At 33.1% G+C, this 20,164-nt stretch carries 23 protein-coding genes; 14 read left to right on the top strand and 9 right to left on the bottom strand.

What is annotated here, in order from left to right; genetic code table 11:
* From PHV37_01710 to PHV37_01695, 4 genes are read left to right on the top strand one after another with little or no spacing between them, the layout of a single operon-like run.
* The gene (locus PHV37_01710; protein MDD3236797.1) at positions 1 to 504 is read left to right on the top strand and encodes a hypothetical protein; all 504 of its coding nucleotides are present in this window, start codon (positions 1 to 3) and stop codon (positions 502 to 504) included.
* A 17-nt stretch (positions 505 to 521) separates the two neighbouring features.
* Positions 522 to 737, top strand: a complete 216-nt coding sequence (locus PHV37_01705; protein ID MDD3236796.1) for a hypothetical protein — start codon at positions 522 to 524, stop codon at positions 735 to 737.
* Positions 737 to 1,270, top strand: a complete 534-nt coding sequence (locus tag PHV37_01700) for a hypothetical protein (GenBank protein ID MDD3236795.1) — start codon at positions 737 to 739, stop codon at positions 1,268 to 1,270. Before PHV37_01705 ends, PHV37_01700 begins: the two co-directional genes overlap by 1 nt.
* A 13-nt stretch (positions 1,271 to 1,283) precedes the next feature.
* Positions 1,284 to 1,802, top strand: a complete 519-nt coding sequence (locus PHV37_01695) for an N-acetylmuramoyl-L-alanine amidase (protein ID MDD3236794.1) — start codon at positions 1,284 to 1,286, stop codon at positions 1,800 to 1,802.
* A 290-nt stretch (positions 1,803 to 2,092) separates the two neighbouring features.
* Here the strand turns inward: PHV37_01695 and PHV37_01690 are convergent, their stop codons facing one another.
* Genes PHV37_01690 through PHV37_01665 form a run of 6 tightly spaced genes read right to left on the bottom strand, consistent with a single transcriptional unit; the run spans position 2,093 to position 6,843 of the window.
* Positions 2,093 to 3,397: an SEC-C domain-containing protein gene (locus tag PHV37_01690; GenBank protein ID MDD3236793.1), complete on the bottom strand. Its 1,305-nt coding sequence runs from the start codon at positions 3,395 to 3,397 to the stop codon at positions 2,093 to 2,095.
* Positions 3,398 to 3,418: 21 nt separating this feature from the next.
* Positions 3,419 to 4,156, bottom strand: a complete 738-nt coding sequence (pgeF, locus tag PHV37_01685) for a peptidoglycan editing factor PgeF (protein ID MDD3236792.1) — start codon at positions 4,154 to 4,156, stop codon at positions 3,419 to 3,421.
* Positions 4,157 to 4,825 carry a uracil phosphoribosyltransferase gene (gene upp / locus PHV37_01680; GenBank protein MDD3236791.1) on the bottom strand — a complete coding sequence of 223 codons (669 nt, stop codon included), beginning with the start codon at positions 4,823 to 4,825 and terminating at the stop codon, positions 4,157 to 4,159.
* Positions 4,812 to 5,450, bottom strand: a complete 639-nt coding sequence (locus PHV37_01675; protein ID MDD3236790.1) for an MCE family protein — start codon at positions 5,448 to 5,450, stop codon at positions 4,812 to 4,814. The genes upp and PHV37_01675 overlap by 14 nt, the downstream gene beginning before the upstream one ends.
* 23 nt (positions 5,451 to 5,473) lie before the next feature.
* Entirely contained in the window at positions 5,474 to 6,274 is an 801-nt protein-coding gene (gene lgt / locus PHV37_01670) for a prolipoprotein diacylglyceryl transferase (GenBank protein MDD3236789.1), read from the bottom strand.
* Complete coding sequence (locus PHV37_01665; protein MDD3236788.1) at positions 6,274 to 6,843, bottom strand: tetratricopeptide repeat protein; 570 nt, start codon at positions 6,841 to 6,843, stop codon at positions 6,274 to 6,276. Before PHV37_01665 ends, lgt begins: the two co-directional genes overlap by 1 nt.
* Positions 6,844 to 6,950: 107 nt before the next feature.
* Here PHV37_01665 and PHV37_01660 point away from each other — a divergent pair, with 107 nt between their 5' ends.
* Genes PHV37_01660 through PHV37_01645 form a run of 4 tightly spaced genes read left to right on the top strand, consistent with a single transcriptional unit; the run spans position 6,951 to position 9,594 of the window.
* Positions 6,951 to 7,250: a ClpX C4-type zinc finger protein gene (locus tag PHV37_01660; GenBank protein ID MDD3236787.1), complete on the top strand. Its 300-nt coding sequence runs from the start codon at positions 6,951 to 6,953 to the stop codon at positions 7,248 to 7,250.
* Position 7,251: 1 nt separating this feature from the next.
* Positions 7,252 to 8,892: a hypothetical protein gene (locus tag PHV37_01655; protein MDD3236786.1), complete on the top strand. Its 1,641-nt coding sequence runs from the start codon at positions 7,252 to 7,254 to the stop codon at positions 8,890 to 8,892.
* Positions 8,889 to 9,290, top strand: coding sequence for a Holliday junction resolvase RuvX (gene ruvX, locus PHV37_01650; protein MDD3236785.1), 402 nt, complete (start codon positions 8,889 to 8,891; stop codon positions 9,288 to 9,290). The genes PHV37_01655 and ruvX overlap by 4 nt, the downstream gene beginning before the upstream one ends.
* 7 nt (positions 9,291 to 9,297) lie before the next feature.
* The gene (locus PHV37_01645) at positions 9,298 to 9,594 is read left to right on the top strand and encodes a DUF1292 domain-containing protein (GenBank protein MDD3236784.1); all 297 of its coding nucleotides are present in this window, start codon (positions 9,298 to 9,300) and stop codon (positions 9,592 to 9,594) included.
* A 49-nt stretch (positions 9,595 to 9,643) separates the two neighbouring features.
* Here PHV37_01645 and PHV37_01640 read toward each other — a convergent pair whose 3' ends face one another.
* Positions 9,644 to 11,836: an alpha-amylase family glycosyl hydrolase gene (locus tag PHV37_01640; GenBank protein ID MDD3236783.1), complete on the bottom strand. Its 2,193-nt coding sequence runs from the start codon at positions 11,834 to 11,836 to the stop codon at positions 9,644 to 9,646.
* A gap of 173 nt (positions 11,837 to 12,009) precedes the next feature.
* On the opposite strand from PHV37_01640, the gene PHV37_01635 reads away from it, so the two are divergent.
* Both PHV37_01635 and ribE read left to right on the top strand, forming a co-directional pair.
* Positions 12,010 to 12,927: a bifunctional riboflavin kinase/FAD synthetase gene (locus tag PHV37_01635; protein MDD3236782.1), complete on the top strand. Its 918-nt coding sequence runs from the start codon at positions 12,010 to 12,012 to the stop codon at positions 12,925 to 12,927.
* A 330-nt stretch (positions 12,928 to 13,257) separates the two neighbouring features.
* On the top strand, positions 13,258 to 13,725 hold the full coding sequence (gene ribE, locus PHV37_01630; GenBank protein ID MDD3236781.1) for a 6,7-dimethyl-8-ribityllumazine synthase: 468 nt from the start codon (positions 13,258 to 13,260) through the stop codon (positions 13,723 to 13,725).
* A 62-nt stretch (positions 13,726 to 13,787) separates the two neighbouring features.
* Here ribE and PHV37_01625 read toward each other — a convergent pair whose 3' ends face one another.
* Positions 13,788 to 14,741 carry a hypothetical protein gene (locus PHV37_01625; GenBank protein MDD3236780.1) on the bottom strand — a complete coding sequence of 318 codons (954 nt, stop codon included), beginning with the start codon at positions 14,739 to 14,741 and terminating at the stop codon, positions 13,788 to 13,790.
* 220 nt (positions 14,742 to 14,961) lie between these two features.
* On the opposite strand from PHV37_01625, the gene PHV37_01620 reads away from it, so the two are divergent.
* From PHV37_01620 to PHV37_01605, 4 genes are all read left to right on the top strand, one after another.
* Positions 14,962 to 16,335, top strand: a complete 1,374-nt coding sequence (locus tag PHV37_01620; protein ID MDD3236779.1) for a hypothetical protein — start codon at positions 14,962 to 14,964, stop codon at positions 16,333 to 16,335.
* A 367-nt stretch (positions 16,336 to 16,702) separates the two neighbouring features.
* Positions 16,703 to 17,002 (top strand): thioredoxin family protein, encoded by a 300-nt coding sequence (locus tag PHV37_01615; protein MDD3236778.1) that lies wholly within the window; start codon positions 16,703 to 16,705, stop codon positions 17,000 to 17,002.
* A gap of 90 nt (positions 17,003 to 17,092) precedes the next feature.
* On the top strand, positions 17,093 to 18,382 hold the full coding sequence (locus tag PHV37_01610; GenBank protein MDD3236777.1) for an L-serine ammonia-lyase, iron-sulfur-dependent, subunit alpha: 1,290 nt from the start codon (positions 17,093 to 17,095) through the stop codon (positions 18,380 to 18,382).
* A gap of 19 nt (positions 18,383 to 18,401) precedes the next feature.
* On the top strand, positions 18,402 to 18,740 hold the full coding sequence (locus tag PHV37_01605; protein MDD3236776.1) for a hypothetical protein: 339 nt from the start codon (positions 18,402 to 18,404) through the stop codon (positions 18,738 to 18,740).
* Here the strand turns inward: PHV37_01605 and PHV37_01600 are convergent, their stop codons facing one another.
* Positions 18,741 to 20,054 (bottom strand): SLC13 family permease, encoded by a 1,314-nt coding sequence (locus tag PHV37_01600; GenBank protein MDD3236775.1) that lies wholly within the window; start codon positions 20,052 to 20,054, stop codon positions 18,741 to 18,743. It lies immediately after the preceding gene.
* Between the last annotated feature and the right edge of the window lie 110 nt (positions 20,055 to 20,164).

The following is a 20,164-nucleotide window of genomic DNA, read 5'->3' as shown; positions in this document are numbered from 1 at the left end:
ATGTACGATAATATTAGTATAATTGGCGCTATTGTGCCAATAGGCGGTTTTTATAATGGCGATAGAATTGATGGCGATAGAGCTTTGACTGATGAAGAAAAAGCTCTATTATGCCGTGGCTATGGTTATAAAATCATAAATCATCAAGTAATTGACGTTGTTCAAACACCTGAATATATAAAGCAAGAGAGATTAAAAGCTATTGATTCTGAATTGCAACAAGCAGATGAAGCTTATCAAACGGTGTTAAATACGCCAGTCAAATATACAAATGGTCTAAGTTACAAACCCAGTTATGTCAATGACTACGCTTTATTAGTCGCTACTGATATATTCCCGATAGCAATTTGGGATGCTACAGAGTTGAATGAAGTTCAAATGACTAAAAATGAACTCGTTGCGTTGGGGTTATTCTTAAAGCAGGTAGCGGAACCAGCTTTTCAGGCAAGAAAATTAGCTAGGAAAGCTCTACTCGAAGAAAAAACAACACTATTAGATGAATAAAATGGAAAGGACTTATTATGAAAAAGATATTATTACTTTTACTATTATTATCTTGCAATATTGCTTTTGCAGATGAGGTTAAAACACAAAAGGCATACATTAATAATTGTTATTTAACAACTGTAAGTGTTCAAAAAGAAGACAATGTTAGTCAACAAATAATTGTAATAAAAAATTCTTTTCTTGTTTTTGTAAGCGCTAAAAATAATAAAATTATCGAGGTGTCTAAATAATGGGTAAATTCATAACAGGTAAAACTGAATTTAGACAATCAAATAAAGACGGTAGGTGTTATGCCTTACACAATCAGCTTTATCAGGATGATGACGGTCTTTTATATCTTGTTCCCAGATTCTTTTTGACAGACGGTTTTACAATCCCAAAGTGGCTCGCTCCAATAGGTGGCGGTCGTATGGAATGGGATGTAAGACCTGCAATCGGTCATGACTTTGATTGCAAATATCATCAAACTATTGTTGTAAACGCAACAGTTAAAGAATTATTTAAAAATGGGTTTATAAAAATAATAGAAAAACTTGGTGAAGCAATTGTTATTTGTGAAGACCTACCACTCAATATATTAAGCGTTAAAAAAATTAGCTTTAGTGAAGCAAATTCAAAATTCAAACGTATGATGAAAGCCGTTGAGTGCATTAAGAATTGGCGTATTAATATGATGCGTTTTGCAGTAAATTTCAATCTCGGATGGTTGAAATCAGGCAAAGAACCAATAGATTTGAATAAGATTTACAAAGAACCAATATAAAGGAAAAGAATATATGAAAAAAATATTTATTAACGCAGGTCACGGCGGGAAAGATAGTGGGGCTATCGGTAAATCAGGAATAAAAGAAAAAATAATAACTAATAAGATAGCAAGAATATTGGGTTCAAAACTATTTGAAAAGGGTTATATTGTAGAACTATTCCAAGAAGAAAAAGGGTTGGAAGATATCTCTAACCAAGAAAAAAACAGTAATTCAAATTTATTTGTTTCAATTCATTGTAATTCCCACGCAAATCGAACCGCTAATGGAGTCGAAACATTCTATTACTCAAGCTCACTCAATGGTAAAAAAGCTGCTCAATGTGTACAAAACTCTCTTATTAATGTAACCAAGTTGATTAACCGCGGTGTAAAAACTGAGGGATTTTATGTTTTAAAAACAACTAAAGCACCAGCAATTCTTGTTGAATGTGCTTTTATTTCCAACACTAACGAAGAAAAACTATTAAATGAAAAACCAGAACTATTTGCAGAAGGCATATTCCAAGGAATTATTGAATATATAAAATAGAACTCTCCTTCTCTAAACAAAACAAAGCCCATTTTAAGGGCTTTGTCTTTCTTTTAAATAGACTTTAAAAACGTTTTAAACTGAGTTTAAATTTATTTATCTACAATATATTACATACTTATCTGCAATTTAGGAGTCAACAAACCTGTACTACAAGGTCATAGGACTTTTATATAAAATAATTTATCTGCAATAAAGTTGTTAAAAAATCTCAAACTTGGTGAGCCAATTTCTCAAACTTCGCGACTCGTTACAACGAACTTTTAAGGTCGTCTTTTTTGTTTATTTAATTAGTTATTCATACAACATTTTTTGTATTTTTTACCGCTACCACAAGGACACGGGTCATTTCTGCCAACATTTGAATAATCGACTTTTGGCTTTGTAGCTTCGTCTGTTTCTTCAATCACAAACCCCATGACTTCAGAAAATATCTTTGAAGAATACAAAACGCTCGTTGGAGAAAAGACTTTGTTTTTTATAGAATCAGACTTGTAAAATTCCATCAACTCATCAAAAGTGTAATTTTTATCAAGTATCTTATTTACAACACTCATGAACTTTGGCGAAGCATCGGCTACTTTTTTTATGATTTGATAAGGTATTCGGTCATTTTCCAAAAAGCTTTTTACACAGCCTTCACCCCCCTGAATTGATGCAGAATCCTCTACTTCAAACACTTTTTTAAAAGTTGCATAGAATGGAATAGCAAAAAGTCCCAAATCTTTATCATAAACAATACCCACATCATAAAGAGCATTGTGAGATGAAAAGCCCCCCATCGATTTTTCAACAAAATTTGAATAAGAGCTGTCGAACTCAGGAACGTGAAAATACTTATATTCATCAGGTTCTTTAATATTTTCAGTTATTTCATCACAATTTACGTCATTTTGATTTTCGCAATAATTATTGAATATATTTATTAAAATATCGGCGTGTTGGTTTGTTGTAACGATTTCATCTTTGCCAAAACATTCGGTAAATTTTTCAGAGAAATTACTAACTTGCTTTTCAATTTCTTTCAATTTTTCAGGATTATCTAAATACACTTCCTCGGGGCGTTCAATTATTTTAGCGATTGCAAACTTTTGAACTTCTTCTTTTTTAGCAGAAGAAACTATGTTAGATACTTCCAAAATGTAAAAATCATCTTCAAAATTAAAAATTCTGCACATTGCATATTGACCGGCATAAACACCTCTATAATTAGTCATTTTAACTAAAGAGAGTACATTGTATTTTTTTTCGTTAATCAAATTAACAAGTTCAAAGCCATTATGCACAACTTTCTTAATTTCATATATTGAAGAAAATGAATTTTTCAATGATGCTAACAATTTTTTCGTAAAAGTATCGAGTTTTGTATTTTTTTCAATATATAAATCGATAATACCTTTTCTTTCTTCAAAAAGTCTACGTTCAAAAATGTAAGGAACCAGCATAGCCTGAACTTGAGCAGGTGTCATATTTTTAGCACCTATAGTCAATAAATAGTCGTTAAAATCATCTTTAACAGTTTCATCGGTTGAAACAAATTCTATAAGTTTAGTAATAGTGTTTGATATAGTTGAAAATTTTTCGATAACAGACATTAATCTTCCTCTTTTATGTGATTATAACTTTATAACGGCACTATGCCTTGCGGTAATTCCTTTTTCTTTTCTATATGAAAAAAATATATCAGACATACAAACTGTGCAATAGTCGCATATATCAATATTTTTTAGTCCCTTGTCTAATAATTGTTTTTCATTCAACAATTTTAAATCAACAAAATACTTGTTTAAAGATGAATCATAATAGAAATATTTATCGTCATGCGAGGGTACAAGTTTTTCAAAGACATCTTCTGATGTTTCAAAACAACATTTTGAAATAGCCGGTCCGATTACCGCAACTATATCTTCAGGTTTTGAGCCATAATAGGAGCAAATTGCATCTACGGTTTTAGCTGCAATATTTTGAGCAGTACCTCGCCAACCGGCATGAACTACAGCTGCAACATTATTAACCTTATCATACAAAATAACAGGCGTACAATCAGCAAAATTAAGCAATATCGCAGTGTTTTTTTTACTGGAAATCACCGCATCACAATTGTCATAAAAGCTGTGTTCTCCGTCATAATGTAAAATATTTGCTGAATGAATTTGATTTGCGGTCAACAAACCAGAAGACGGAATATTAAATTTTTCACATAAAAATTTTCTGTTATCTTCACAAATATCTTTCAAATCTTCTCTTGCTGCAGAGGTCAGCGGAAATTCTCTGGTTGTAAAAAAGTGTTCTACACCGTCTAATAATGTAGATTTTAAAACTTTTTTACCATAGAAAGAATCAAAATAAAACATTTAATCCTCTAAAGTATTAAAAATTCTATCACCAGCATCTCCTAATCCCGGAAGAATATAGCCGTTATTGTTTAATGAATTATCAACATGTGCTGTAATAATTTTAACATCAGGATAAACATCATGAACTTTTTTCAATCCCTCAGGGGCACTAATCAAATTCACAAATTTTATATTTTTCTGAGGAATTTTTTTATTTACAAACAGTTTTATAGCTTCAATCGCTGAATTGCCGGTAGCAAGCATCGGATCAAGGATTAGAATAATATTGTTTTCAGGATTTTCTATCTCAATCGGAATTTTGTTGTAATACCAAATAGGCTGCAATGTTTTTTCATCACGATACATACCAATATGTTGAATGCTAACATGTGGCATAATTTCAGCCGCTATTGATGAAAAAATAAGCCCTGCTCTCAAAATAGGAGCTATAATAATATTTTTATCTCGTTTCAAAATCTTTGATTCACATTTTTGAAGCGGAGTTTCAACATCAACACACTCAAGCTCTAAGTCTTCAGTAGCTGCATAAAAAAGCAAATATGTAATCCTTTTTACCGCATTTCTAAAAACCTCTGCAGAAGTTTTTTTATCTCTTATTATACTTAAATTATGCTGACACAATGGGTGAGAGCATATAACTAAATTTTCGTTATCAGTCTTTTCCATCACCATCTAAATCACCCTCTATTTTTATATTATCGGTATTATCGTTAGTTTCTATAAATTTATTTTCTACTCCTTCAGCAAATTTGACGCCGAAGTTTATTTTTTCCAAAACAGAACTAAACTTTAAAAGTTCTCTGGTTCTATCGATGGAAGCTTCAGTAATACCGCTTGTACCTCTTGAAAGTTCCATAATAGACTTAGCAATTTGACTTGAGCCTTCATAATAGTCTTTAATTCTATATGGTTCTTTTGAAATGATATAATCTTCTTTACCTGCAAATTTTTCAGTTGATGGCATCATTTCCAGAGATTTTGAGCCACCTAACCCGTAAAATTCAACGGTAGCAATTGCATGTTCAGGGACTTTTACGCCATTTTTAGTAACCAAAAATGATATAAAGACCTTGTCATCAAACACTTTTATATTTTTAACGTATCCGATTTGCATCCCCATCAATCTGACAGGAGAGCCTTTTTCTAATCCGTCAACATCCTTAAAAAATACGTAATAACTGTTTCCTCTTTGAGCATTGACAGCTTTTACAAAAACGAAACTAAAAGACACGGCGAATAAAACAAACGCCCAAAGGAAAAGCTCAATTATCCAAATCCATCTTTTTTTCATAGTGCAATTATAGACCGAAAGAGCTATATTTGCACATGTTTTTCAGATTGTTTACAAATCGTGCTTACCCCAACAGCACCAATAATAAGAAACAACACACTTACCCAAACAGCAATAGGAAGCCCCATTAGATTTAAGACACTATCGATTCTAATAGATTCGACAAAAATACGGGACACTCCATACATCATCATATAAGAAAAGAAAATAACACCATCTTTTCCCTTCGCTAATTTACGAACAACAAAAAACAAAATGAAAAATATAAAAATGCTTATCAAAGATTCATATAAAAATGTTGGGTGAAAAAAATCAACATTATAAAACTCAACAGGTCTACTCTCTTTTGGAATAAACAATTTCCATGGCAAACTGCAAGGAAGTCCAAAAGCTTCAGAATTAAAGAAATTTCCCCATCTGCCTATTATCTGCCCCACAACAAGACCATAAACCAGCAAATCAGCCACTTGAAGAAAGTTTTGTTTATATCGTTTAACGACAATAGCTGCAACTGTAATTCCACCGATAATAGCACCGTGAATAGATAGACCGCCATGCCATATAGCAAGTGCATCCATCGGAAATTTTGAATAATAGGCATAATCAGCTAAGACATAATAAATTCGAGCACCCAAAACGCCACCCAATATAACATAAAAAGCTAAGTCTAAAACAAAATCAGCAGGAACTGAAGCATAAAACTTTCGCCTAATTAATGAAATCACATACAATCCTGTCAAAATGGACAAAGCCATGATAATTCCATACCAGTGTATCGGATAATTAAAAACCGAAAAAGCAACCACTCCGGGAGATGCGAACATTATTGCTCCTGAGTTGGTACAACTTGTTGTTGGTTATATTTTTTAAGCTCTTGGTTTAATGCACTAATACGTTCATTAACTTTATCACCATCAGTTGCATCTATTTTTTTAGTCAAATAATTATTATAGTTTTCAATAGATTTTGTAATCAAAACACAAACTTCTTCTGCATCAACAGGTTTTTTGGACGAAGAAGCGGCTTTTGTTTCAACATCTTTATCGTCTTCACCATTGATTAACTTATAAGCTTCTTCTTCATAAGCTATTCCCAATGAATAATAAGCATCTACAAAATCAGGTTTCAATTTCAAAACATTATTTAATGACGCTACCGCATCTTCATAGTTCTTTTCAGCAATATAAGCCACAGCTAAATTATAATGGGTTTCGTACATATTATTATCTAAATCAAGACTGGATTTTAAACGACAAATCGCTTTTTGGTTATCGCCTGCATTCATATATTCTTGTGCTTTATTATTTAACTCTTGCACCGCAAAATTATTTATACACGCTGTAGTTAAAACTGAAACAAACAGAATTGTCATTAATAAGACTATTTTTTTCATGCAGTATATCCTCTCAATATTGTTATTTTAAATAACTTTATAAAATTTTGCAATATCTACAAAATAAGATACAATGGTTAATGTAGAATTTTTATGGATAAGTTATAATGAGCGACGATGAAAAAATTGTATCTTTAACCAATATGAGAGACAAAGCTAAAGAGCACAAAGCTAAAGAGCACAAAGCCAAAGAAATAAACCAAAATGATAATCAACAAAACAACGAAATCGTATATTGTAGTTTTTGCGGCAGACCCAATACTCAAGTGGTAAAAATGGTCCAAGGTCCGGGGGTTAACATTTGTTCAGAATGTACAATGATTGCCGTTCAATACCTTATTCTTGACGATAAAATGCCTTCAGGCGAGGCTCAAAAAATTCTCGATATATTCTGGAGCAAAGTCTAAAATGCAAAAACTCAACAAACTTCAAATAAGAGCTAAAGTTTTGTCCGTAATGTCAGATTTAAAAAGACAAAAGCCGCTTACTCCAACTTATTTCTTTGAACAAATTACTCAAATTAAAGACATTGAAGATAAAGAAACATTATTCGAAATTCTTGTTAAAGAACTGGCAAAAGCTCCTGATAGCTATTCTTTGGTTCTGAAAGCCACTATGGCAGAAACTGTTCCGACTGATTATCTTAAAGATAAAGCTCTCGAAATGTTAGGCTCAACAAGCGTGTCTGATGAATTGAAATATCAACTCGTAAAAGTTTTGAAAGATATCGGTTCACCTGTCGATTATGATAAATTTTTCAGCTACTTTGATGACCCTGATTCAATTCTGGCAGAAGATACTAAAAAATTACTTGAATTTGCCATCGTTAACCCGGAAACCCAAATAGATTTTTTAGATTTTTTGCACTCATTACCCGATAACGACAAAATGACCCTCATAAACTCTTTAGGCGATGATTATACAGGTGATACATTGGCAAATGTACTTTATCCTGTTTTGTTCTTTAATTTCAGCCCCGAAATCCAAAAGCGTGCTCTTGAAATTATCGGCGACACAAAATCATTTATACCGCTTGATGCCATTGAGTTTTTACAAAAACACACAAAAGATGCGGAAATCTTATCTCTTTGCAAAAAAAGCTCCAACCTTTTAAAACTATCGGGTGCTACAAAAGAAAAATCCCTCGAATTTTATAAAAAGATTCTAAAAGATTCAACTATTGAAGCTTGTTACACAACTATGCCAGATGGTCACAACAACCAAGCTATAATTATCGGGAGAGCCCGAGATGACGAATCCCGCCAACTTGCAGCCATTGTCATAAACCCAACTGATGGAATTGTAGACTGCTTCGGTTTTAATTTCTTAACAGAAGAAGAAATGCTCAGAATTATTGAACGATTTTCAAAAAACGAGCCCAAAATTGCGGTTTCTCCAGAATATTGTAAAACAATTATAAACAATGCCTTGATAAAAGCTGATAAAAATGTAAACGCCATTTCTTATGAATTTGTTTGCTGGAGCGTTTTACTGAAAGACATTGAAAATAAGGACTTGTCAATCAGTGACTATGTTAAAAACAACATTGAAAAAAAAGAGTTATCAGATAATGATTTTGAATACCTATTTGAAGCAGGATTTTTTGACAAATGGTTCTTCTCTCCCTCTGATAATCAAACTTTATCAAAGCTTCTGAATGATTATATATCTGATGAAACAATTTCTTTAGAAAAAATTGAAAAATCTCTCTCTGAAAATAATACAGAAATTTGGGATAAAGAAACTTTAAACGACCTTATCGACCGAATTAACAACACAGCATACTTGCTGGATACATCGGTTTCTCAAAGCGACGCAAAACTAATTGCCTCTCTTTGTATCAGCACTAAGCAATTTGAAAAGCTAAAAGACAGCATCATCAAACGCTCTGTTTACGAATTTTTAATTTTGACTAAACAAAATACCAAAGACACAATTTTTAGCACAAATATATTCAGAGCCAAAAAAAATACTGAAAATAAACAAATCTCTTTAAAACACATCGAAAAAATAATAAAAGACATTGAAATGAATTGGACAAAAGAATGAACAGAGTTTTAGGATTAGATGTAGGAAGCAAAAGAATCGGCATATCAATGAGTGACGCATTGCTGTTTACCGCACAACCTGTAGAAACAATTAGTCGAGAGCCGGAACCTGAAGCTATAGCAAAGATTAAAGAAATCTGTCATAATAACGACATAAATAAAATAATAATCGGGCTACCTAAACACATGAACAACACGATTGGCGAGCAAGCCCACGACTGTATGGATTTTTCAAAAAACTTTGAAGAATTTGAAATTATATTTGAAGACGAACGACTTACAAGTAAACAAGCTGAAAACATACTCGCTCTTCAAGGAAAAAAATACACACGAAATAAACAGCTTGTTGATTTAAAAAGTGCCTGCATAATTTTGCAACAATATTTAGATAGAAAGTGAGCATCAAATGACTAAACAAGATGAAAATGAACAAATCATTGAAACTTTGGACGAAGAAGGTAATGTAGTTAAATTTGAATTGATTGATATTGTAGAAGTTGACGAAGTTGAATATGGCTTGTTACTTCCAATTGATGAGTTTAACGAAAAAGATGATGATTCTGAAGTTGTACTTATGAGATTGAAAAAAGAAGGCGATGAATTCGTTTTTGAAGCAATTGAAGATGACGACGAGTTCAACAAAATCGTAGAACTTATCCAAAATATGGACGAAGAAGACGAAGACGCTGAAGACGCAGAATAATTGAGTTTTTTATCAATAAAAAAAGCATACATCAGTATGCTTTTTTGTTTTAATCAACTTTTTTGAAATAAATCATTCCATACTCAGGAATTGATAAATCAGAGGTTTTCTTTCCATCTGAAATAATCACATCATTTTTAAAGTCACCGGAACCACCATATTTTTTGTCATCAGTGTTGCTTATTTCGACCCATTTTCCACGAGGGAATTGGATTCCATAATCTTTATAATAGGCTTCATTTTTGAAATTTGAAATACTAAAAATTTCATTTTTGTCTTTTTTGCAATGAGTAGCATGAAGCTCAGATAAAGGATGGGTGACAGTATTCACAACAACACCGCTTTCAAGAGCAGGGTTTTCAGCCATAATATTGTTCAAATCTTCAGTATATTTAGCCGTTTCCGAAATGTAATGTTTATATTTATCTGCCACTTTAACACTGTTCAATTTAGAGTCTAAAAATGCTTTCTCGCCTGGCTCATAGCCTTTATCTTCTAAATATTTTTCATAACCTGTAGAAAATTTACGGAAGAATTTGAAATAAGATTGATTGCCTTCTTCATCGCCTTGGAAAATCATTTTAGGTCCGGGAACCGAATAAGTCATACCTACAGCCAACCTATGTTGTTTAATAGAGCGTTCATAGGCATCTTTTATAACATTAATATCCAAATTTTTCTTTATATGATTTGAACGATAGAATTTTTGTCTTTCGGTGCTGTTCATATCATCTAAACGACCTGTTAATAAAGATTTCACAACATTATGAGAAGCATGGGCAGTTCTTTGTCCTTTTTGAGCAGGCGTATCGCCTTCAACGTCATAGAACAAATTCATTTCTTTTTGGAATAATTTTGACACTAATCTTGTACCGTCAATATTACCGATTTCATCATGACTCATAGGATATTTAACCCGCATGCCTGAGTGTTTAACAGCATAATCAAGGTTTTCCATATTTCTATAGCGACCGTCCCAAGAGCCCAAAACTGATGAAGCAATTTGTTTATGGAACGGGAAATCCCATTCAGAATCAAAGCCCAAGTTTTCCAAAGACACTTGATTATTTGCGATTTTGCCTATAAATGCACAATGTTCATGCTGATTTTCATATTTTTCCTGATTTGAAAAAGGACGAGTAACACGAGCGTCGTTATCTCTGCCGTCTTCAGCAATCAAGAAAGTATCAGGTGAGTGATAGTTGAGCTCTGCTACGATTTGCTTCATTGTAAAATCAGAGTCCATGAATTTCGTCATATCCAAACGCAAACCATCACAGTGATAGTTTGTAGCCCAATTCAATGCTGCATTTGAGATATATTCACGTACATATTTATTGTCGCATCTTTCATAATTCATTTTGTAACCGAAAGCATTTGTACCGTCAGTGTATGGACCGGCATTTTGCAAATCAGGAATATCAGGACCCAAATGGTTTGGAACCATGTCCATAATAACGTTCAAATTCAAAGAATGAGCGTGGTCAATCAACTCTTTTAACTTGTCAGGGTCGCCCATTGTGTGATTAGGTGCAAATTTATCAACGCCGTCATAGCCCCAGTTGTAGCCATAAGTATTCTCAACAGGCATAAATTCAACCGCATTGAATTTTTTATCTTTAGCTATTTTATCAAGTTGTTTTTTTGCAGCTTCAAAAGAGCCCTCATCAGTCATTGTTCCGATATGAGCTTCGTATATTTTTAAGTCAGAAATTGGTTTCAAATGATTTTCAGCATTAGCTCGTCTGCTTATTTTTGCATCATTTTTATTCTTCATCCAAGTTGTATCTTTCCAGTCATAATCATTATGGTCATATATTATCGACCATTGAGATAAAGAATCTTGTTTCATAGAGTAAGGGTCACGAACCTTTTCTATCTTTTTACCTTCTCTATCAATAAGAAAACGATAACGGTCACCTGCTTTTGCTACATCAGGATTGACAGTGCTTTGAAAAACGCCTTCACCTTTATTTTTTAGTGGAATAATCTTCGGTTCTTCACCTTTGGCTTTTAGCTCAACTGAAACATTTTTAGCATCAGAAAAAGTCGCAATCTTGAAATTAACTTTTTTATTTTTCTCGACAGAAGCACCCCAGCTTTGGTGATCTTGAATTAAAGAGCAAAACGGTACACCGTTGTATATGCCCATTTTCATTCCGGTGGGGCATTTCGTCATATTACGCTGAGCATGGGACAAATTATTTTCAGTTTTTGATTCTTTTTGTTTTGATGTATACATTAAGTTTCTCGAAATTAAGGGACTGTTATATACAATCATATACTTACTCCAACTATTTTAAAACACACATTAGTATTAAACACTCTAATTATTCATGTTTTGCTTGACTTTGACAATTATATAAAGTTATATTAACTTTTACGCTTCAAAAAAGTTTCTAATATAATTGTAATATGCAAATATATAACCAATTTATTGAAAAAAAGAATTTATCACTTGCTTTAGGCTTTTTTGACGGTTTACATGAAGGACATAAAGTTGTCATAAAAACTGCAGTTAATTTTGCAAAAGAAAATAACGCTGAATCAGGAATTGTAATATTTAAAGAACATCCTATGAGCTATATTACAAAAAATTCGGTAAAACAAATAATTACTCTTGAAGACAAAATAAATATACTCAAAAAGCTCAATGTCGACAACGTATTTTTGGTAAGCTTTGATGACTATTTAGCAAAATTATCAGCTACAAGTTATTTAAAAGACATATTGATAAAATATTTTTCCCCAATTGCAATTACGACCGGATTCAATCACTCTTTCGGTCATAACAGACAAGGCAACAGCTCTTTTTTAAAAAGTTTTCAAACAAAATATAACTATAGATATTTTGAAATTCCTCCAATTACCTGCAACAACATAATAACAAGCAGTTCCTCAATAAGAAATGCCCTATCTTGTGGCAATTTAGAACTCGCAAACAAACTCTTGGGCTACAATTTCTTTATCAAAGCAAAGGTAATTCAAGGACAAAAATTGGGACGAAAACTTGATTTCCCGACTGCTAATTTTGTCTATCCGGACCAAATAACAGAACTCCCTTCAGGAGTTTATATTGCTAATATCGAAGTAAATAACAAAATCTACAAATCTGTTTTAAACTATGGCTACAGACCAACCGTGAGTGACGAATTAAAACTTATCGGAGAAGCTCATTTATTAGATTTTGGAGAGGACATTTATGATAAAAATATCAAAATATCCTTTGTGACAAAAATCAGGAACGAAGTCAAATTTTTCGATGTTCAACAACTCAAATCTCAAATTATAAGAGATATTGAATTTGCAAAAAATTACAACGCCTCACTATAACATTAACCCCAAGCAGGCTACGAAGGTACCATAAATTAAACTCATATATAAAATAATTAATGCTTGTCGGTTATTCAAAACTTTTTGGGCTATCTTCATTATTTATCTCCTTTTTCTATTGAAAAAAGTTTATGACTACAATAAGAAGATAGAAATACGCCACCAAGATAACCGTATGGATAATTTCATTCACGCAAGACCATAGAACAAATAATTGCAAACCTTTTAGTCCTATTGCCTTTTTTGTACACATTAAATTATGTAAACATAGAACTTTTTTATTTTTCATTTGTAGTGTAAAATTAAACTGAATATAAATGGAGATAAATAATGCCAAATATCATAGAAGGAATGCTAACTACAGCAAACGAAAAATATTGTATCGTAATATCACGTTTTAATGAATTTATCGGCTCAAAACTACTCTCTGGTGCCATTGATGAGCTCTCAAGACACGGTGTTAAAGACGATAATATAGATGTAGTATGGGTTCCTGGTGCTTTTGAAATACCTCTAATCACTCAAAAAGCTGCAAAAACGGGTAAATATGATGCAATTATCGCACTTGGTGCAATAATTAAAGGCTCAACCGCTCACTTCGACTTTGTGTCAGCAGAACTTTCAAAAGGTATAGCCACAGTTTCATTACAAAATTCTATTCCTGTTATGTTTGGAGTACTTACAACAGACAACCTTGAACAAGCTATCGAAAGAGCAGGCACAAAAGCAGGAAATAAAGGCTCAGAAGCAGCTAAAGGTGCTATTGAAATGGTAAACCTTTCACAAAAACTTGTTTAAATGCAAAACTTTTGCAAACAAAAAGGGCTACTCTCGTAGTCCTTTTTAATTTTGCTTGTGTGTTATTTAATATTGTCTTCTAAAGCTTTCTCGACAAGTGAAAAATAAGGATTTGCTTCTATGTCAGAAAACTTAAAGAAATTGTCCATATCCCAGCCTCGTAGCTTTAATATATCAGCGTATTTATACACTTTGCCATTGGAGTCAGTTTGTTCAGCACCTGTAAATACTGCATTTCCAGAACCTTTTATTGAAACATTTGCTTCTTCATCAAAGCCTGCGTTAAACAAGCCATCAGTACCGTTTGCAGCAACTGTATCTTTGCCAGCACCGCCTATGAACATTGAATTTGAACCGTAATCATAAACTTCATCAGCACCATCAGCACCAATCATCAAGTTTCTATCAGCAGTACCATTTTGAGTGATAAATCTATCTACGCCGGAGCCGCCTACGAATACACCGTTTTTGCCGCCAACAAAGAAATCATTCTTGCCATCACCAGCCAAAATAGCAGCTGTTTCACTTGTTGATGTTGTTTCATAACGATTAGAAGAATTGTCATCTGCTATATAAGTATTGTTTTTACCACCATCGACGATTACGTTATTGTAAGCATCCATTAATTTTGTAGTTGAAGTACCTGTCTTTATAACATTGTTGGCACTGTCTTCTCCTGCTTGAAAAATAACAGTATTGTTAGATTTTGAAGAATCAAAACTACCGTTTTTTACATTCCAAGCTACGTTATATGCTGCGTCAGCTTTTTGATTAAATTTTGCATCTACACCGCTACCGTCGAATTCGAAACTGTCTGTAGTTCCTGCTGCATTAAATTCTAATCCTGTATTTGATGCCACTTGCAAAACTGATTCGTCGGAGTCACCTGTTTGACCTAGCGAAAAATCAAGATTGCCGCTCATCGTACCAACATTTGCAACATTGTACTTTGACATATTTTGCATTGATAGAATTATTTGACCATTTGCCGCACGAGTTACTGAAAAAGTTGACATCGTATCTCCTTAGTATTTACACTTTATATATAAATAAAAACATATATAATTTTTGGATTTCAGCATTTCTATTTTTCGTTACATATTGTAATATATAATAAAATAGAGAATATATGTTTTGAAACCCTTTATAAACATATGTTCCCAATTAATTTAAATTCTATACGCAATTTTATTCTTATTAGTGTTTTAGAATAAATAAGGGGTAAAGTATTATTTTATGATGAACTTTGCAGAAATAGGAAACATAAGAGCTCAAGCTCAACAACAATCGCCGTTGCAAACAAAAAAAACGGCTACTCCTGTTGCTGCAACGCCTTTAAAACCGAGTTTTTCCGGTTATTCAAGCGAAAATATAAAAGCTTATGCTCCTGCTTTCAGTTCATCTCTACGCTCAAAAGACGAGCAATTAAAATATAATGAAATTTCAAAATATCTTGATTCTCAAAACAGAACATATTTAAACAGCTTATTAAAAACAGGAGTTTTGTTAGACCAAAATTCTAACGACAAATCGACTGTACTGGACAATCTATACAGTATAGCGACTCAACCCAGAATAAAAGGAATAGACAACGGTAACGTATTAAAAGAAACAATAAAAGCAATCGCAAATCCGTTCACTATTACACAAAATTTTGGAGATATACCGACTCCTGTAGCTCAAGATTTAATGACCTCTGCGACACCGCAGCCTCTCACGTCAGAAGACTTAAATGTACGTTCGGCTTCTTGTGTTGCAACAAGTATTGAATTTAACATGGCACAAAAACAACCTGCCGAGTTTACAAGAATGGTTTCGGGCTTATCTTCTGAAAATTATTCTGTAAAAAAGACATTAAAGCTTTCTGATATTGCCTCAAACACCGTAGATGCAATATGGATGCTTAACGAATTCAATTCCGATTATAAATTAAATAATTGGAATGAAGTCGAAATCAATATGCACCCTGACAGAAATGCTATCATAAGAGCTAGAATTCAAAATTCATATAAAGACTCTCAAGAACGCTCTCTAGTGGACGTTTTGATGCAATCAACATTTATGAATATAGGTTCACAAAACACTTATGACTCATTGACTGATACTCGTTACGGAAAATTCAACCCCGATAACAGAGGTCTAACAGACATTGAAAAAAACTTCACAGAAGAAGTAGCTCAAGGTAGACCTAAAGTATCTGTTACTTACCAAAAACTGGATGAAGATGGAAAACTAATCGGTTACGAGTGTGATGCAAAAACCGTTCAAAAACATATATTAGACGCACTTAAGCTCAACAACAACGTAATTATCGGCTATACCCAAATGGATGAATCGAATAAAGTTATCAATGGACATGAAATAACGATTATAGGTGCAGAGCAAGCTCCTGACGGAAGAATAAACTTTATATGCAACGATACAGACGACAATCAATCAGAACCTATTAAATGGTCAGCAGACGAGCTTATTCCGTTAATTCACCATGCCGGACTACCGCAAGAAGTTTTAAAAAATGACGTAGAGTTCACGGATTCATGGCGAGAAGTCATGGAAATGTATAAAAACGAAAAAGAAACGCCACAAATCCAACCAAACCAGCAAGTATAAAAAGCCGCCAATCCCAATGATTGTCGGCTTTTATAATTAGAAATCAAAACTTTTTAAAATATTTTCAATAGAAAAGGCAATTTTTAGATTTAAAAAACGTTTATATAAATACAAGGGATTTTAATTTTAAGGGGACATTCACCACAACGATATACAAGTATAATCATTAGTTTTTATTAAAATGATTATTAAAAAATATTTTTACTCTCTCTCTCTCTCTTAATATCCTCGTGTTTATTTGATGTTTGCAATACTTTGCAAACATTTTTTTGCTCTATTTTATAAATTTTTTCAAGCACGAAATTAGCCAACTAGGGAATACGTAATTTTGAAAAATTTATTATGCTCTCTTTATTAGGAGAATTATATGATTACAAAACTTGATGAAAAAAATTTCACCACGGAAACTCAATCGGGTTTGAAACTTATCGAATTTTCTACACCTTGGTGCGGATTTTGCAAAAAGCAAGAGCCTGTTCTTGAGGAAATGGACAAAGTTTGGATTGGACAAGTAAACGGTGATGACTCTCCAGCTCTTGTTGAAAAATACGGTATCAGCGGATATCCCAGCTTTGTCGTTTTGAAAGACGGAAAAGAAGTTGATAGATTTGTCGGATTGCATACAAAATTTGACATAATGAATATTCTTTTGAAATATTTAGCTTAATTATTTAAATTGTTTTTTGTAATATCTTTTTTATGGTTGCATGCACATAAATGAATTGTGCTACAATTTCATAAAAAGGATTTTTACACAATGTTAAACCAAAATATTATAAATATTTTAAATGAAGAAATTGTGCCTGCAGAAGGTTGCACTGAGCCTGTTGCTATTGCTTATGTCGCAGCAAAAGCAAGAGAAATATTAGGAGAATTACCTGAAAAAATAAAAATATTTGTCTCTGGTAACATGATAAAAAATGTTAAAAGTGTCATTATTCCTAATTCTGGTGGTTTACCGGGGATAGACACGGCAGCTGTTATGGGTGCACTTTTTGGTGACCCGAATAAAGACCTGCTTGTAATCAGTCATATGAAGCCTGCCGATATGAATGCTGTAAAAAATTATCTTAACAGTCATCAAGTCGAAACTTTTCATGAAAAAAACGATATAAAATTATATATTAAGGTCGAAGTATACGCAAATAGTCATTCGGCGAGCGTGGAAGTCAAACATCTGCATACAAATGTGACTAAAATCGAAAAAGACGGTAAACGTATTGTAAAAAGAGTTTGCAATGATGCTGATTTTAATTCCACTTTAACCGACAGGAAATTATTGAGTATTAAATCAATATATGAATTAGCAAAAAAATTAGATATTAACGATATAAAGCCACTTTTTGAAAAGGTGGTTGAGTTAAATTGTAAAATTGCTGAAGAAGGATTAAATGAGGTTTATGGGGTTAATATCGGCTCTTTAATACAAAAAAACATACAAAAAGGCATTTATGGAAAAGAACTCAAAAATATTTGTGCAAGCTATGCCTCTGCAGGTTCTGATGCAAGGATGAGTGGGTGCTCACTTCCTGTAATGACGACAAGCGGTAGCGGAAACCAAGGAATGGCAGCGTCTTTACCTGTTATAAAATATTGTATAGAAAAACAATATTCGAATGAAACATTATTGAGAGCTTTGTTTTTCTCACATTTAGCGACTATTCATATTAAAACAAATGTCGGACGATTATCTGCGTATTGCGGAGTGATTTGTGCTTGCAGTGCCGTCGCTGGTGCTATTGCTTTTATAGAGGGTGAAAGCTATCAAGTGGTAGCTGACGCAATTACAAACTCTTTGGGGTGTGTTTCTGGTGTTATTTGTGACGGAGCAAAAGCATCTTGTGCTACAAAAATTGCAAATGGTGTATATGCGGCTTTTGATTCTGTAATGTTGGCTATGAACAAAAAGGTTTTAACTCCCGGCGACGGTATAATTGGTAAAGATATTGAAGAAACTATAAAAAATATCGGAATTCTTTCTCAAGTAGGTATGAAAGAAACAGACGAGGTTATTTTGGATATTATGGAAAATAGTCTTAAAAAATAAAATTTTGTGAGGAGTACAAATGCTTAAAAATATTTCGAAATTTATAATTTGCATTGCTTTTATTCTTGGAAGTTGTTCATATGCAAATTCTACAATTTCATACGGTAAATATTACAATACCAATCTCAACGGTGGGGCAAATTCAGTTCCACAGATAGGCTCTGTTATTCGAGATGGACAAACAATCAATCATTATGATACTTATGGACAAAAAAATGCAAGTTTCAAAAAATATCCAGATGGGACTGTTAAAATCTACGATAAAAGAGGAGAGCTAAAAGGTTCTTTTAAGCAATCTCTTGATGGAACAATAACTGAATATGACGAATATGGGCGTAAAATAGGTTCTTTTAAATAGTTAAAAGATAAAAACCGCAATTAATGCTGCAATAATCAATGTAATATTGTAGTGGAGAAATGTTGGAATACAAGTATCTGAGATATGGTTATGTTGCCCATCTGCATTTAGCCCTGACGTTGGACCTAATGTCGTATCAGAAGCCGGTGAGCCCGCATCGCCAAGGGCGGCAGCTGCTGCAAGAACGATTATAATCGCAGGCACGCTAAAACCTAATTTTACACAAATCGGAACGAACAAAACGGCAAGAATAGGAATCGTTCCGAACGAAGTTCCTATCCCCATTGTTATAAACAAACCTATAAACAATAGTAACGAAGTTGCAATAAATTTATTTGCTGACATATACGGCATTACAGCATTTACCAATGAGTCAATTCCTCCTGTAGTTTTTAAAACTACGGCAAAGCCTGCAGCTACAAGCATAACAAACGCCACATAGCCCATCATTCCGATACCTTCATTTATCAATTTATCCATTTTTTGATGGTCGATAGCTCTTGTTCCGAAAATAATAGTTAATCCGACCAAAGCCCCTAATGGAAGTGAATTTGTGAGTAGTTGAATAACAAGTGTTGCCAAAGCTGCAATTAATGTAAGATAGTGACAACGGTGCAATGTCAAAGATTCGTTTTCGTAATTGGCATTACAAATCGGGATATCTTTATATTCTCTCTTCTTTGAATATGAAACAAAAATTGCAATTAAAAGCCCTACAAACATTGCAAAGCCAAGAATTGATGTATATTTCCAAATCTCATTTTTAGCAACTTGAACACCGTTTTGAATCATATTATCAGCTAAAAGCCCCTGAAATATAAGCCCAAATCCTGCAGGAATTGCGATATAAGGTGCTTTTAAACCAAATGCAAGTGCACAAGAAATAGCTCGCCTATCTATTTTTAATCTATTCATTATACCTAGCAATGGCGGTATTAATATTGGAATAAACGCAATATGAATTGGGATTAAATTTTGAGAAAGGACTGCAATTCCTGTTAAAATTGCGATAAGTATAAATTTATTGTCCTTTATGACAAGAGAGATTTTTTTCGCAAGAATTGAAGCAAGCCCTGTGTGAGCCATTGCAGCAGCAAAAGTTCCTAACAGAATATAACTCAATGCTGTTTCAGAGTTACCACCCATGCCAGAAATAAACACTTCCATAACTTTTTGGATACTCATTCCGCTCATAACGCCTGCAACAATAGCTGAAACCATTAGTGCAAGCAAGACATTTATCCTACATATACACAATCCACACAGCAATATTACTGACACGATAATTGGGTTTAACAATATATGAAAGTCCATTTAATCCACTCATTCCTCTCTTTGAGAGGATATCATGAATAGTTTTTCGCTTCAATTTAAAATCAAAAACTGTTTTATCATGATTAAAAAAGTTCAATAAAAGGAACTAT

The sequence above is a fragment of the Candidatus Gastranaerophilales bacterium genome, from assembly GCA_028693235.1.
Classification (GTDB): domain Bacteria; phylum Cyanobacteriota; class Vampirovibrionia; order Gastranaerophilales; family Gastranaerophilaceae; genus JAQUVW01.
This window is presented reverse-complemented; position numbering and strand designations above follow the sequence as displayed.

Bases quoted from the DNA above. Each gene is read 5' to 3' on its own strand.
- PHV37_01710 (MDD3236797.1), top strand. From the start codon at position 1: ATGTACGATAATATTAGTATAATTGGCGCTATTGTGCCAATAGGCGGT.
- PHV37_01705 (MDD3236796.1), top strand. From the start codon at position 522: ATGAAAAAGATATTATTACTTTTACTATTATTATCTTGCAATATTGCT.
- PHV37_01700 (MDD3236795.1), top strand. From the start codon at position 737: ATGGGTAAATTCATAACAGGTAAAACTGAATTTAGACAATCAAATAAA.
- PHV37_01695 (MDD3236794.1), top strand. From the start codon at position 1,284: ATGAAAAAAATATTTATTAACGCAGGTCACGGCGGGAAAGATAGTGGG.
- PHV37_01690 (MDD3236793.1), bottom strand. From the start codon at position 3,397: ATGTCTGTTATCGAAAAATTTTCAACTATATCAAACACTATTACTAAA.
- pgeF (MDD3236792.1), bottom strand. From the start codon at position 4,156: ATGTTTTATTTTGATTCTTTCTATGGTAAAAAAGTTTTAAAATCTACA.
- upp (MDD3236791.1), bottom strand. From the start codon at position 4,825: ATGGAAAAGACTGATAACGAAAATTTAGTTATATGCTCTCACCCATTG.
- PHV37_01675 (MDD3236790.1), bottom strand. From the start codon at position 5,450: ATGAAAAAAAGATGGATTTGGATAATTGAGCTTTTCCTTTGGGCGTTT.
- lgt (MDD3236789.1), bottom strand. From the start codon at position 6,274: ATGTTCGCATCTCCCGGAGTGGTTGCTTTTTCGGTTTTTAATTATCCG.
- PHV37_01665 (MDD3236788.1), bottom strand. From the start codon at position 6,843: ATGAAAAAAATAGTCTTATTAATGACAATTCTGTTTGTTTCAGTTTTA.
- PHV37_01660 (MDD3236787.1), top strand. From the start codon at position 6,951: ATGAGCGACGATGAAAAAATTGTATCTTTAACCAATATGAGAGACAAA.
- PHV37_01655 (MDD3236786.1), top strand. From the start codon at position 7,252: ATGCAAAAACTCAACAAACTTCAAATAAGAGCTAAAGTTTTGTCCGTA.
- ruvX (MDD3236785.1), top strand. From the start codon at position 8,889: ATGAACAGAGTTTTAGGATTAGATGTAGGAAGCAAAAGAATCGGCATA.
- PHV37_01645 (MDD3236784.1), top strand. From the start codon at position 9,298: ATGACTAAACAAGATGAAAATGAACAAATCATTGAAACTTTGGACGAA.
- PHV37_01640 (MDD3236783.1), bottom strand. From the start codon at position 11,836: ATGTATACATCAAAACAAAAAGAATCAAAAACTGAAAATAATTTGTCC.
- PHV37_01635 (MDD3236782.1), top strand. From the start codon at position 12,010: ATGCAAATATATAACCAATTTATTGAAAAAAAGAATTTATCACTTGCT.
- ribE (MDD3236781.1), top strand. From the start codon at position 13,258: ATGCCAAATATCATAGAAGGAATGCTAACTACAGCAAACGAAAAATAT.
- PHV37_01625 (MDD3236780.1), bottom strand. From the start codon at position 14,741: ATGTCAACTTTTTCAGTAACTCGTGCGGCAAATGGTCAAATAATTCTA.
- PHV37_01620 (MDD3236779.1), top strand. From the start codon at position 14,962: ATGATGAACTTTGCAGAAATAGGAAACATAAGAGCTCAAGCTCAACAA.
- PHV37_01615 (MDD3236778.1), top strand. From the start codon at position 16,703: ATGATTACAAAACTTGATGAAAAAAATTTCACCACGGAAACTCAATCG.
- PHV37_01610 (MDD3236777.1), top strand. From the start codon at position 17,093: ATGTTAAACCAAAATATTATAAATATTTTAAATGAAGAAATTGTGCCT.
- PHV37_01605 (MDD3236776.1), top strand. From the start codon at position 18,402: ATGCTTAAAAATATTTCGAAATTTATAATTTGCATTGCTTTTATTCTT.
- PHV37_01600 (MDD3236775.1), bottom strand. From the start codon at position 20,054: ATGGACTTTCATATATTGTTAAACCCAATTATCGTGTCAGTAATATTG.